Source organism: Aquimarina rhodophyticola, from assembly GCF_042434915.1.
GTDB lineage: Bacteria > Bacteroidota > Bacteroidia > Flavobacteriales > Flavobacteriaceae > Aquimarina.
In genome coordinates, this window is sequence record NZ_CP170198.1 from 2,376,267 (window position 1) to 2,390,272 (window position 14,006).

The 14,006-nt window shown below is 33.0% G+C and carries 14 protein-coding genes; 5 read left to right on the forward strand and 9 right to left on the reverse strand.

The features are described from left to right. Window positions 1-379: 379 nt before the first annotated feature. The 5 genes from rpsO (at window position 380) to ACE939_RS10315 (ending at window position 5,944) form a co-directional block, all read left to right on the forward strand. Entirely contained in the window at window positions 380-649 is a 270-nt protein-coding gene (gene rpsO / locus ACE939_RS10295) for a 30S ribosomal protein S15 (RefSeq protein WP_378185487.1), read from the forward strand. A 217-nt stretch (window positions 650-866) separates the two neighbouring features. After that, window positions 867-3,059 carry a polyribonucleotide nucleotidyltransferase gene (locus ACE939_RS10300; protein WP_378185488.1) on the forward strand — a complete coding sequence of 731 codons (2,193 nt, stop codon included), beginning with the start codon at window positions 867-869 and terminating at the stop codon, window positions 3,057-3,059. A 199-nt stretch (window positions 3,060-3,258) separates the two neighbouring features. Continuing rightward, window positions 3,259-4,122 carry an RNA polymerase sigma factor RpoD/SigA gene (locus ACE939_RS10305; RefSeq protein ID WP_027395748.1) on the forward strand — a complete coding sequence of 288 codons (864 nt, stop codon included), beginning with the start codon at window positions 3,259-3,261 and terminating at the stop codon, window positions 4,120-4,122. 188 nt (window positions 4,123-4,310) lie between these two features. After that, window positions 4,311-4,970, forward strand: coding sequence for a ribulose-phosphate 3-epimerase (rpe, locus tag ACE939_RS10310; protein WP_378185489.1), 660 nt, complete (start codon window positions 4,311-4,313; stop codon window positions 4,968-4,970). Further along, window positions 4,970-5,944 carry a YpdA family putative bacillithiol disulfide reductase gene (locus ACE939_RS10315; RefSeq protein WP_378185490.1) on the forward strand — a complete coding sequence of 325 codons (975 nt, stop codon included), beginning with the start codon at window positions 4,970-4,972 and terminating at the stop codon, window positions 5,942-5,944. Before rpe ends, ACE939_RS10315 begins: the two co-directional genes overlap by 1 nt. Before the next feature lie 54 nt (window positions 5,945-5,998). Here the strand turns inward: ACE939_RS10315 and ACE939_RS10320 are convergent, their stop codons facing one another. From ACE939_RS10320 to ACE939_RS10360, 9 genes are all read right to left on the reverse strand, one after another. Then, window positions 5,999-6,709 carry a Bax inhibitor-1 family protein gene (locus tag ACE939_RS10320; protein ID WP_378185491.1) on the reverse strand — a complete coding sequence of 237 codons (711 nt, stop codon included), beginning with the start codon at window positions 6,707-6,709 and terminating at the stop codon, window positions 5,999-6,001. A 54-nt stretch (window positions 6,710-6,763) separates the two neighbouring features. Beyond that, window positions 6,764-7,627 (reverse strand): zinc-dependent peptidase, encoded by an 864-nt coding sequence (locus ACE939_RS10325; protein WP_378185492.1) that lies wholly within the window; start codon window positions 7,625-7,627, stop codon window positions 6,764-6,766. Between the two features lie 74 nt (window positions 7,628-7,701). Beyond that, a complete protein-coding gene (locus ACE939_RS10330; RefSeq protein ID WP_378185493.1) occupies window positions 7,702-9,531 on the reverse strand; it encodes a sodium:solute symporter family protein in 1,830 nt (609 codons plus the stop codon). 968 nt (window positions 9,532-10,499) lie between these two features. Beyond that, on the reverse strand, window positions 10,500-10,748 hold the full coding sequence (locus ACE939_RS10335; RefSeq protein ID WP_378185494.1) for a hypothetical protein: 249 nt from the start codon (window positions 10,746-10,748) through the stop codon (window positions 10,500-10,502). Between the two features lie 232 nt (window positions 10,749-10,980). Next, complete coding sequence (locus tag ACE939_RS10340) at window positions 10,981-11,145, reverse strand: Lacal_2735 family protein (protein WP_378185495.1); 165 nt, start codon at window positions 11,143-11,145, stop codon at window positions 10,981-10,983. 22 nt (window positions 11,146-11,167) lie between these two features. Beyond that, window positions 11,168-11,707, reverse strand: a complete 540-nt coding sequence (locus tag ACE939_RS10345; RefSeq protein WP_378185496.1) for a glutathione peroxidase — start codon at window positions 11,705-11,707, stop codon at window positions 11,168-11,170. Window positions 11,708-11,783: 76 nt separating this feature from the next. Next, a complete protein-coding gene (gene folE / locus ACE939_RS10350; protein ID WP_378185497.1) occupies window positions 11,784-12,485 on the reverse strand; it encodes a GTP cyclohydrolase I FolE in 702 nt (233 codons plus the stop codon). Beyond that, window positions 12,448-12,876, reverse strand: a complete 429-nt coding sequence (locus ACE939_RS10355; protein ID WP_378185498.1) for a 6-pyruvoyl tetrahydropterin synthase family protein — start codon at window positions 12,874-12,876, stop codon at window positions 12,448-12,450. The genes folE and ACE939_RS10355 overlap by 38 nt, the downstream gene beginning before the upstream one ends. 278 nt (window positions 12,877-13,154) lie before the next feature. Further along, complete coding sequence (locus ACE939_RS10360; RefSeq protein ID WP_378185500.1) at window positions 13,155-13,694, reverse strand: helix-turn-helix domain-containing protein; 540 nt, start codon at window positions 13,692-13,694, stop codon at window positions 13,155-13,157. Between the last annotated feature and the right edge of the window lie 312 nt (window positions 13,695-14,006).

Sequence of the window (14,006 nt, forward strand, 5' to 3'; positions counted from 1 at the left end):
CTATAGCAAATTCGACTTAAAAAACACAATTGAAAGCATTAGCAGCATTAAAAACAAAATTTTAAGTGTCTAGAATTTTAAAATACCAAAATACTTTAAATGCAATTACCCTTTTATCAATATTAGTCACTAGCCTTAATGATTGCATATGTTACTATCCCAGTGGTTTTGCATGAAAAGAAAAAAACAAACCATCTCTTACGATAAAACTATTATCTGGTATCTAAAGTAAAGTAAACTGACACCCTAGGTTTTGAATAAAAGTTTAAAGCATAATGATTTTTAAGTCACAAAAAGCTTTTCTATCTAAAAAATACTATATTTGCACGCTAATAACGTAAGGTTATTTATACATAAAAATCATTTAAAGAATATTGGAATGTATTTAACAAAAGAAGTTAAAGAAGAAATTTTTTCAAAGCACGGTAAAAGTAAAAACGATACTGGTTCTGCCGAAGGTCAAATCGCGTTGTTTACGCATAGAATTGCTCACTTAACAGAGCACCTTAAAAAGAATCGTAAAGATTTTAATACAGAACGTGCTCTAGTAATGCTAGTTGGTAAACGTAGAGATCTTCTTGATTATTTAAAGAAGAAAGATATCTTGAGATATCGTGCTATTGTAAAAGAATTAGGATTAAGAAAATAATCGAAAAAGAGAGGCTGCACGCCTCTCTTTTTAATTATAAAGAGTATTTTAAAAAAATCATAACTATATTACGTTATGAATGCCTTAGTTTTTCATTGGTCGCACACAACTACAACAACACAACCTTGTCCGCCCGAGTAAGACGGAAACCAATGTTTAATTACATCTATATAAACCAATATCATAAACTTATATAGATTAAGAATCAAAAAATAATATGATTCCAAAAGTTTACAAAGAGGTCATTGACCTAGGAGACGGTAGAGAAATCTCTATTGAAACTGGAAAATTAGCAAAGCAAGCCCACGGATCTGTAGTTGTACAGTCTGGAAATTGCATGATGCTATGTACTGTAGTATCTAACTACAAACAAAGTGATGTTGATTTTTTACCATTAACGGTAGATTATCGTGAAAAATTTGCGGCATCAGGACGTTATCCTGGTGGTTTCTTTAAAAGAGAAGCTAGACCAAGTGATGGTGAAGTACTAACGATGCGATTAGTGGACAGAGTACTGCGTCCACTCTTTCCAAAAGATTATCATGCCGAGACTCAAGTAATGATTCAATTAATGTCTCATGATGAAAATGTTATGCCAGATGCCATGGCTGGTTTGGCTGCATCTGCTGCAATTCAGTTATCTGATTTTCCTTTTGAGTGTGCAATCTCAGAAGCTCGTGTAGGTCGTATTGATGGTAAATTTATAATCAATCCGACGCGTGCTCAATTATTAGAATCTGACATCGATATGATGATCGGTGCATCAGCAGATTCTGTTATGATGGTTGAAGGAGAGATGAAAGAAATCTCTGAAGAAGAAATGGTGGAAGCTATTAAATTTGCGCACGAAGCCATTAAAGTTCAATGTGCCGCACAAATACGATTAGCAGAAGCTTTCGGAAAAAAAGAGACTCGCGAGTATGAGCCAGAGCGTGAAGATGAAGCTCTCGCAAAGAAAATTCACGATATGGCATATGATAAAGTATATGCTATCGCTAAGGCTGGTTCTTCTAAAAAAGAAAGAAGTAATTCCTTTTCGGACATAAAAGAAGAAATAAAAGCAACTTTTACAGAAGAGGAATTGGAAGATTTTGGAGACTTAGTTTCTAAATATTATGCAAAAGCTGAAAAAGCTGCTATACGCGATTTGACCTTAAATGAAGGATTACGTTTAGATGGTCGTAAGACTGATGAGATCAGACCTATCTGGTGTGAAGTTGATTATTTACCTTCGACACATGGTTCTGCCATATTTACCAGAGGTGAAACACAAGCTTTAGCTACAGTTACACTAGGAACATCAAGAGAAGCAAATCAAATTGATATGCCATCGTATGAAGGTGAAGAAACATTTTATTTGCACTATAATTTCCCACCTTTCTCAACGGGAGAAGCCCGACCAATTAGAGGTACCTCAAGAAGAGAAGTTGGTCATGGTAACTTAGCACAAAGAGCACTTAAAGGCATGATTCCTTCAGATTGTCCATATACTGTACGTGTAGTTGCAGAAGTACTAGAATCCAACGGTTCTTCTTCTATGGCTACGGTATGTTCTGGTACTATGGCATTAATGGATGCGGGTATTCAGCTCAAAAAACCAGTATCAGGTATTGCCATGGGATTAATTTCTGATGGAGAAACTGGTAAATATGCTGTACTTTCTGACATTCTGGGTGACGAAGATCATTTAGGAGATATGGATTTCAAGGTTACAGGTACAGCAGATGGTATTACTGCATGTCAAATGGATATTAAAGTTAAAGGGCTTTCTTATGAGATTCTAGTAAATGCCTTAAAACAAGCCTCTAACGGTAGAATTCACATTTTAAGTAAATTAACTGATACTATTGATACTCCTAATACAGATGTAAAAGCTCATGCACCAAAAATGGTTACAAGAACCATTCCTGGAGATTATATCGGAGCTTTAATTGGTCCTGGTGGTAAAGTGATTCAAGAATTACAAAAAGCTACAGGAACTACAATCGTTATCAACGAGGTAGACGAACAAGGCCAAGTTGAAATTTTGGGAACTGACCAAGAAGGTATTGATGCTGTATTGGCTAAAATTGATTCTTTATTATTTAAACCTCAAGTGGGAAGTGTATACGAAGTTAAGGTAATTAAAATGCTTGATTTTGGAGCTGTTGTTGAGTATATGGATGCACCTGGTAATGAAGTACTCCTGCATGTTTCAGAATTAGCGTGGGAACGCACAGAGAATGTAAGTGATGTCGTAAACATGGGTGATATTTTTGACGTGAAGTATTTTGGAGTAGATCCACGTACCCGTAAAGAGAAGGTATCGCGTAAAGCTTTACTCCCTAGACCTCCTAGACCAGAAGGTGATGATAAACCAAGAGGCGACAGAAAACCTCGACAAGATAGAGATCGTAAAGACAGTAAGTAATACCGCCTCTTATATAAAAAAATGCCGCTAAAAATTAGCGGCATTTTTTCTTTAAAACCTATTCATAAACAAAATGATATGTATTTAATTTTATTTTTTATGTAGATTATCTAAAAAAATGTAACATTTTAAAACCTTCTTACGTATAACTAAATAAAAGCCCTAATATTCACAAAATTAAATTTCGAGGAGAAGATAGATGAGACAACTTAAGATTACGAAGCAAGTAACAAATCGTGAAACTGCTTCGCTAGACAAGTATTTGCAAGAAATAGGTAAAGTAGATCTTATTACGGCAGATGAAGAAGTAGAATTAGCACAGCGAATTAAAGCTGGCGATGAAAGAGCACTTGAAAAATTAACCAAAGCCAATTTACGTTTCGTTGTTTCTGTTGCAAAGCAATATCAAAACCAAGGTTTAACACTTCCAGATTTAATTAATGAAGGTAACTTAGGACTAATCAAGGCAGCAAAACGTTTTGATGAAACAAGGGGGTTTAAATTTATATCGTATGCAGTATGGTGGATCCGTCAATCTATTCTACAAGCTTTAGCCGAGCAATCTCGTATTGTACGATTACCGCTAAACAAGATCGGATCTATTAATAAAATTAATAAAACTTATGCCTTTTTGGAACAATCTCATGAGCGTCCACCAAGTGCAGAAGAGATCGCCAAAGAGCTAGATATGACTATCAATGACGTAAAAGAATCCATGAAAAATTCTGGTCGTCATGTAAGTATGGATGCTCCGTTGGTCGAAGGGGAAGATTCTAATCTTTATGATGTACTTAATTCTGGAGAATCACCAAATCCTGATAGATCTTTATTACATGAGTCTTTACGAACTGAAATAGAACGCGCTTTGGAAACGTTGACACCTCGAGAGGCTGATGTTATCCGTTTATATTTTGGTCTTGGAGACCAACACCCAATGACTTTAGAAGAAATCGGAGAGACTTTTGACCTTACACGAGAGCGTGTACGCCAAATTAAAGAAAAAGCTATTCGTAGGTTAAAACATACGTCAAGAAGTAAAATCTTAAAAACTTATTTGGGATAACTTCCTAGTACCGTTAACTAACAGTTTATAATATAACTGTTCGTTTTTTGATTGATGAATGACCTCCGGCTGATTACCGGAGGTTTTTTCTTTTCATACTTTTTTGGACCCAGCCCTTTAATTTGATAACTATATTTTCCTTTATCCTAACATAAATCCTACTTTTGCAAAAAAACAACACAACACATATGGATTCAAAAATAATTGCACCTTCTGTTCTTGCCGCAGATTTTGCTAACCTACAACGAGATATCGAAATGATCAATAACAGTGAAGCTGATTGGTTTCATATCGATATTATGGACGGTGTTTTCGTTCCCAATATCTCTTTTGGAATGCCTGTTTTAAGAGATATTGTAAAACATGCTAAAAAAACCATCGACGTTCATTTAATGATTGTAGATCCCGATCGTTACATAAAAACATTTGCTAATCTGGGAAGTGATATTCTAACTGTACACTATGAAGCTTGCACACATCTACATCGCACATTACAAGCGATTAAAGCAGAAGATATGAAAGCAGGCGTAGCTATTAACCCTCATACTAACGTAAGTTTACTTGAGGACGCCATTAAAGACATTGATTTAGTGTGTATCATGAGTGTCAACCCTGGTTTTGGTGGACAATCATTTATAGAAAACACTTATAAGAAAGTAAGTAAATTGAAAGAAATAATCACGAGAAATAATGCAGCTACAAAGATTGAGATTGACGGAGGTGTTACCGATAAAAATGCAAAAAAACTTATAGAAGCTGGTGCTGACGTACTAGTAGCAGGTAGTTTCGTTTTTAAAAGTGATGATCCAAAACAAACTATTTTAAATTTGAAAAATAGTATTGCTTGATGTCTACCCTATCACAACAAGATGTCATTATTATCGGAGGTGGACCTATTGGTATTGCCTGTGCACTTGAAGCACAAAAACGCGGAATTACATCGCTCATTATAGAAAAAGGGCCAATCGTGAATTCGTTGTTTAACTATCCCGTTACTATGCAATTTTTCTCTTCTTCAGAGAAATTAGAAATTGGAGATGTTCCTTTTATAAGTAATGAGGTCAAACCTAAACGAGATGAAGCTCTCGAATATTACAGAAGAATTGTTACTTCAAATAATTTAAATATTCATCTCTTTGAAGAAGTTATACATGTTCAAAAAAACGCAGAATTATTTCAGGTAAAAACAAATAAAACTAAATATCAAGCCAAAAATGTAATTGTTGCAACAGGTTTTTATGATATCCCAAATTTAATGAATGTACCTGGAGAAAAATTACCCAAAGTTGCTCACTATTATAAAGATCCTCACTTTTATGCAAAACAACGAGTTGCAGTTATAGGCGCCAGTAATTCTTCGGTAGATGCAGCTTTAGAATGCTATCGTAAAGGTGCAGATGTCACCATGATTATACGAGGCAATGCTATTGGTGATCGGGTTAAATATTGGGTTAAACCTGATATTGAGAATAGAATTAAAGAAGGGAGTATCAAAGCTTTTTACAACGCCAATGTAGTTGAAATTCTTCCTGATAAAATAACCTTTATTACCTCCACCAAAAAACATGTATTAGAAAATGATTATGTGTTAGCACTTACAGGATACAGACCAAATTTTGAATTTCTTAAACGTATTGGTATCGAACTATCAAATGATGAGAAGTTACATCCTGTATATAATAAAAATACTATGGAATCTAATATTCCTAACTTGTATTTGGCGGGTGTCATTTGTGGCGGAATGGATACACATCTTTGGTTTATTGAAAATTCAAGAATTCATGCTGATTTAATACTACGGGATATTTCAAGCAAACTTTAAATTAAAAGGCGCAAATTCTAGTTTGCGCCTTTGATTTATAGACTTTACGGGATTCTAATCTCCACTTAAACGAGTCAGAATGCTTAAAACATACCAAAACAATAACATTAAGGAAGCAAACAATCCAAGAGATGCTCCTACATACTGATCTTCGGTATATCGATTCATCATGTTAGAAGTCTGATACAATATTGACCCAGATGCCAGCACTACCATACCTACGCTAAACCACAATCCTAAATTAAAGCCAAAGATCATTCCTGCAACGATAAGACCAATAGCAATAAAAAAACCTATGGCTAAAATCGATTTAAGAAAAGAAAAATCTTTTTTTGTAAACAGTACGATCGCAGATAACCCAGTAAATAAAGACAATGTTAAAATAGCCGCCTGATTGAGAATTGCTCCTCCTCCATTCGCTGCTATCATCATGGCTATAAATATTAATGGAATAAAAATAAATGCTTCGGCTATAACATACACTAGTAAAGCCAAATATTGATTCCCTCTATTATGGCTGTGAATTGCCATTTTCTCGGCATAGTTGGTAACTAACATAAATCCTCCCAGTAAAATTAACCAAGACCAACCTTGCGTTAAGGATAGGGCAAATTCTACAATAACTGGAATCTGAAGAAACGCTGATTCGACTATGATAAATAACAAAACTGCCATAGCCAAATGAGAGTACGTCTTCTTGTAGAAAGCCACGCGTCTATCTTCAGTTAAAGCATTAACCGTAATTGTTTGTTTAAATTCTTCCATAAAAAATAAATTATACTAGTAAAGATACAATTCTACTTAGAATTGTATCTAATGTTATTCAAAATATCGAAAATTGAGCATCTTCATAACATACCTATAAATTTCGGGAAAATGATCCTTTAATTTTTGCGGCGTTTCCATAAAAACCTCAACCAAAACAGCTATAAATTCAAATTTATTTGTGTAGGCATACGATCGCAATACTTTAGAATCAACAATCTGATTCCTAATCTTTTCGGAAGACAAATACGCCTCTAATTCCAAAAAAGTATCATAAAATAACTCAGAATTTATATCACTTTTTCGAATCGCATTATAATGTATCACATGGGTTAATTCGTGAATTCCAAGATGTACACCACTATATTTATCCAAACGAGTTTTCTCAAATTGATTCCAAGACATCACTAAGGCTTTAGAGCCTGGATTGAATTCTCCATAGTTTTCAGAGCCATTCAATACCGAATAAAAAGAATCTGGATACAAAATTATTGTTTGTAATCGTTCTAGTATATAGTGCCGCATTCCGAATGTTAACTGTACTGCTAACATGGCTATCAATAAGCGCATCTCTAATGTTATATGAAGACCTTCTCTTCCTACAAAAGTGGTATTATCCAAAAAAGTAGCAACTCTATGCTCAAAATATCGTTTTTTTCTTTCGCTTAGCACATTATATACTTCATTTACGCTTAATAACTTCTTTTCTTTGGATGATAGTTTTTTTAATCTGAAATAAAAGTGAGTGTAAAAAGGTTTTTTATAGTATTTTACATAGATAGTTTCTAAATATCTTAGAATATAATAAACACATATCGATAGCATCATTACAGTGAACACCACCCCCCAGAAAGGTGTAATTGGTGGTTCGGCATCCTCTTTCTGTTGAGAAACAATTTGTAGTAATAGTAAAATCAATGCTTTGTTTTATTGTACAAAATACTATTTTTATTTTGGATACTATTGATAACCTTTATTACTAATGCAATTAATCAAATCAATTTTTTACCTATAGCTCTCCAAACTATTACAAGTAACCCTCCTGATAAAATAGCTATAAACGTAGTCACTAATGCTGTGAAATATTTGCCGTATATCCAGTTTCCAGTGGCAAACATACAGCTATATACCAAAATGCATCCTAGAAGCATCGCCAAAATACCTGAAGGCACAAACCAAGACTCATTAGATTTAGTTATAAGTAAGTTTTCGCTTCTTGCTCTCCGTAAAATGGTTTTCCAACCAGGTCCTCCAGGTTGTATTTTTCTATAAAATTCAAAAAGTACCGCATCTTTATCAGGTTTTGTTACAAACGTTATTGTAACCCAAATAATTGTTGTTAAAAGCACCACAAATGGAAACTCAAACCAATCTGGAAATATTCCTTTTACATTAATATCATTTACAATTGCTCCAAAAAGAAACTTATTTACTGCAGCCGTACTAATGATCATTGAGATAATTCCTGATGCAAACATTGCTGAAATTTCACTCCAAGCATTAATTCGCCACCAAAACCATCGCAAAATAAATATTAATCCTGTACCCGCTCCAAACATCAATATGTACTTAAAAATCTGTACTGCGTTAGTTAAAGCTAATGCGATCAATGTACTAACTAACATTAAAATAATAGTGGCTAATCTTCCAACGGTAACCAATTTTTTTTCTGAAGCATCTTTATTTACAAACTCTTTATAGACATCATTTACTAAATAGGATGCTCCCCAATTTAAATGCGTAGAAATTGTTGACATGTAGGCCGCTACTAATGAGGCTGCTACGAGTCCTATAAGTCCAGATGGTAATCGGGTAAGCATTGCTGGATATGCAAGATCATGTCCTAATTTATCTTCGGTAATACCTGGAAATGCTTCCTTCAAACTTTGGAGATCAGGAAATACAACTAACGAGGCCAATGCTACAATGATCCATGGCCATGGTCGCAAAGCATAATGCATAATATTAAAAAAGAATGTAGCTCCTATGGCATGATTTTCGTTTTTTGCAGCAAGCATGCGCTGTGCAATATAGCCTCCACCACCAGGCTCTGCACCAGGATACCAAGAGCTCCACCATTGCACAGCTAGTGGAATAATAAACAATGTGATCAACGCTTTTTTATCACTCCATTGCGGAATTAATTCGAGTTTATCTTTTACCGCTGGGTTTGATATCAATTTACTCATCCCTCCCACTTCTGGTAGGTTAACGCAATAATAGGCTGCTCCTATAGCTCCTGCCATCGCGACAAAAAACAATAAAAAATCAGAATAAACCACACCTTTAAAACCCCCTATAGCACTAAATACAAGAGTAATAACTCCAGCATATCCAACTGTTTCTAATGCAGAAAGTCCCAACATAACTTGACCTATTTTTATGGCAGCTAGAGTAACACCCGACATAGCTAGAATATTAAATACAAATCCCAGATATACCGATCGAAAAATTCGTAAAAATCGTGCAGATTTGCCAGAGTATCTAAGTTCATAGAACTCCATATCTGTTTTTACATTAGAACGCCTCCATAATCTAGCATAAATAAAGACTGTAAGTAAGCCTGTTAATAGAAATGCCCACCAAACCCAATTACCAGAAACTCCATTTTGCCTTACAATATCTGTTACTAGATTAGGAGTATCGGTAGAAAAGGTAGTAGCAACCATCGAAAAACCGAGTAACCACCAAGGCATGTTACGACCAGATAAAAAATACTCGGTAGAATTTTTTCCGGATTTTTTGGAGACAACTAATCCTATAATCAAAGTGACTAAGAAAAAAGTAATAATTATAAAATAATCAAGTGTTGTTAAAACCATTGTATGATTCGTTTAATAGATTTCTGGTTTGCTTAAATAATTTTTTCCATGTCGAGCATTCTGCAGTAGGATACTTTCTTACATTTTTTACTTTTTAAAAATTAGCTCCTACGAATCCTGCACATCATTAATCAAACTAAGTAGCTTACTAACTTTTATAAAGCTAAACGGTATTTTGTAACGTATACCCAAAACATATATATCTATGAAGCCCCAATAATAGGCATTCTAAAAAAAAATCCAATAAACTTTTATGTATAAGTTTTAGAGAATACGGTCCACTTCTAGAATTGACTTCGAATTTAGCCTATTTTAAATACAAAATAATCACTAATATATTCTATTTCTTTAAATAATGGTATTTCCCTTTTTTAACCAGTTTTACAATATGCAATCAATTGATAAAATTATAATAGCACATTAACCTAGTTAATGGATCAAAACATAGTATGTAGTTATGATTTAAAAGCAAAGAATGGTTTCCAGATCCTATAGATAGGATTTAAACAATCCTTCTATTTTCAGCATTTTTACAATATAAAAATGCTGAAAATAGAAGGGTATATTGCTATAATCTTAATGAAATATTTCTGAATTTTAGGTATATAAAAAGATGAAGCACCCTACATCGAATTGTAAAATTTTTCTGAATTCAATTTAATAATTCGAAAAACTAAAAGTTTACATGAAAATGAATCTATAAATTGTAGTATCGAAATATAGTCCTACATCTAATTTCACAGGGATTTCTATCAAGGAATTTAAAAACTCAGCAAGTACTGTTCATGCTGCTATTGTAGCATAGAAAAGCTCTAAATCAAAAATAATATCATGATCTCATCACTTAATTTCAATTTCTTATTAGATATATAAAAGAAATAAATTTATGATTTAACAAGATATGAAACATAAGTACCAATTAATAAGCCTTGATATGCTTAATTTATCTGCAAAACTCTAAGTATGTACTAAGCATTCGCGCGAATCGGGGCCCAGTGTGAACACAGCATTCCAGGTGCTGCTTTCTGTGGATTAGCACAAGTGGGTCCTTGAAAACGAGAGCAAGTTGTACAATTACGGTCATCTTTTAATGTGGCTCTCATCTCAAACGTATCACAAGTATGTTGATTACTTACTGTAGTTTGATGGGTTGTACAAAATTCTCCTTCAATTAAATGCGTGCAGTTTAAACAACTGTTTCCTAATCTAATAGCCATAATAGTATGTTTTATTGAATTTAAATTTACAGCTAAAACAAAAAAGAAACAATATAAATTAGCAACCGTTGCTTGATGTTCAGAATTAAATTATAAAGGAAAGCCCAAATTATTTTGACAAACTTTTTAAGAATATAACACGATATTATCTATTCTATTTAAAATATTGAATCTTTACTCAAAACGAAGTTCTCACCCGTATACTTATTAATTAAGAAATTGATCTTAAATTTTAGTCAAGAGTTTCTATTCTTTTTGAAATTTCTTCCGCTTCAGCGAATTTTTTATCACTCTCGGCTCTATTGACACTTGATAGCTGATGCCACTCGCTCATCAATTTTTTGTACTTCTTTTGTAGTATTTCCTTTTCTGATTTTTTCTTAAAAAATTTAAACATGCCGACTCAATTTTAGGTGTCATTACTTTAAATGCTTAGTGATTTTAGAACTTATTGGATTTGTTGTAGAAAGATAATAATCTATCAGTGTACCTTTCTCATCTATCAAAAATTTCTGAAAATTCCACTTTACAGTCGAACTCTTAGTATCATTGTGTTTTTTGTTAGTGAGCCACATATACAAAGGATGTTGGTCTGATCCTTTAACTTTTATCTTTTCAGTAATCAAAAAAGTAACTCCGTAATTGACACTGCAAAAATTCTCAATATCCTCTGCATTTCCAGGTTCTTGATTTCCGAATTGATTGCAAGGGACACCTATAATGTTCAAGTCGTTTTTGTACAAATCCTGCAACTTCTGTAAATCTTTGTATTGCTTAGTAAAACCACATTTGGAGGCGACGTTGACAATTAGGATCTTTTTTCCTTTATATTGTGCTAAATCTATGGGAACTCCTTGTAAAGTGTTTAATGAAATATCATAAAAGGATATTTTTTCTCTTTTCTTGTTCTGTTTTGAAGAAAAAAGCCATGGTATTTTGGCGGTGCTAATAAATTTCATAGTCAATAATTAAATTTTTTAATTTATAGAAGTGCAAAAAATTTTTATATACTAGTTCATGATAGTACTGACTATTTTAAGAATTCAAATAATTTTGTAATTCTGCTATTTTGCTTGGTGTATTAAATTTTCCACCGTAATAGGCAGTAATTGTTGACGAAGTATCATCCTGTATTCCTCTCGATGAAACACATAAATGCTTGGCATCTATAATTACAGCTATGTCTTCAGTGGCTAGAATTTGCTTTAAATCTAACGCAATTTGATTGGTTAAACGTTCTTGCACCTGTGGTCTTTTTGCGTAATACTGCACAATTCGATTAAGCTTGGATAAACCAATAACTTTGCCCGAAGAAATATAAGCAACATGGGCTTTACCAATGATTGGCACAAAATGGTGCTCACAATTAGAATAAAAAGTGATGTTTTTTTCTACCAACATTTGATTATATTGATATTTATTATCAAAAAGTGCTATGGTAGGTTTATTCTTTGGATTAAGGCCCGAAAAAATTTCGTCAATATACATTTTTGCAACACGGCCAGGGGTACCTTGTAAAGAGTCATCGGTTAAATCTAATCCCATAACATTCATGATTTCTCCAAATAATAATGCTATTCGCTCCTTTTTTTCTTCGTCTGAAAGTAAAAAAGCATCAGATTTCATCGGCGTTTTAATACCAGTATACATATGATCATCTCCTATCTCAGCTTGTGTGAAATTACTAAGTTCATTTTCTTCACGCAGGGTATTCAACATAGTTTCTTGGTGTTTCATATAACGTTATTTTAAGTTCTAATTCAGAATCGATTTCTTGTTCAAGAATACTATATATAACCCTTGCAATATTTTCGGCAGTTGGATTTAAATTAGCAAACTCAGGCACATCCAGATTTAAATTTTTATGATCAAATTTGTCCAATATATATTTCTTTATGATGTCTGAAATAATCTTGGTATCGATCACATACCCAGTTTCTGGGTCACAATACCCGATTATCTTTACTTCTAGCTCATAATTATGGCCGTGATAGTTGACATTATTACATTTTCCAAATACTCTCTGATTCTCCTCTACACTCCAATGAGCATTATGTAATCTATGCGCTGCATTAAAGTGTTCTCTTCTTATGATTGCCGTTTTTCTTTTATTTTCATTTAAATTCATATAAATTTCACTTTACATCTTTTTTTAAATAGAATCAAAATAACCTCTGTTTATAAAGATTGCTACGTTGGTGAAGTAAAAGTACTTATTTTGTTTAATCATTAGTGTTAAAAATTAAACAAAATAAATTTTTGAAAAGTTTTAAAATTTAGACGGCTTTATTATTAGATGACTACAATATCTCACTTGTTTATTCAATTAGAACTTTATTACAAAGGAATCAAATAATGTTGAGTCACTGATTTTTATAAATCAAACAGAATGCCCAACAATACTTACTAAATTATAGAAAAATTCAAACAAATTTTAAGCTTCTTTTGTTTATCAATCCAAGCGGTATTGATAAAAATGATAGCTACGTTAATCAGAATCAATATAATCATGATTATCATCGTAAATTGATTACCTGCACCTATCCAGTTTTTAAAAAAAATACTAAGCATAAACGTTATAATCGCAACTACGGTATACCCTATTTGTAGAGAAACAACTTGTTTTGTCAAAGGGTTAAACTGTTTTGTAAAAAACATAATCATTAGAGGAAGAATAATATTTGCAGGCGGCATAAAGGTTACAAAGACAGATGATATATTAATGATTTTTATCCAAGAGTAGTTTTTATTTTCAAATAACTCTTGAGGTTTGAGTAGTACATGAGCATCGCAATCGAGGGCTTTTGCCAAAGCTTTCAACGTATGACCTTTTGGTATCCCTCCAGACTCGATTCGTTGTATCGTTCGGGTTGAGAGCCCAGACTTGTTTGACAACTCTTCTTGTGTTAAATTTAAAAGTTCCCGTTTTTCTTTTACCCCAGACATTTTATAATATTATTTTACCTGATATACCGTAGCTAAAATATAAAATAATATTACAAAACATCTAACTTCAACTGGTACTTACGATACGTGCGTAATACGTAATCATAAAATCACTTTGATAAAACTTATCACTAACAGTCACTATATATTTTAATCTTTAGGTTCAATCATAAAACTTATTTTGATAGTACAAAAAATAGATAGTTAACAAATGCTACCTATGACAATTTATCCGACTTCCTTTTTTTACAAAAAAGTTCACCTTTTCTTTAAGTCTCAATTCTACGGTTTTTCAGTACTAAAGAATTAATT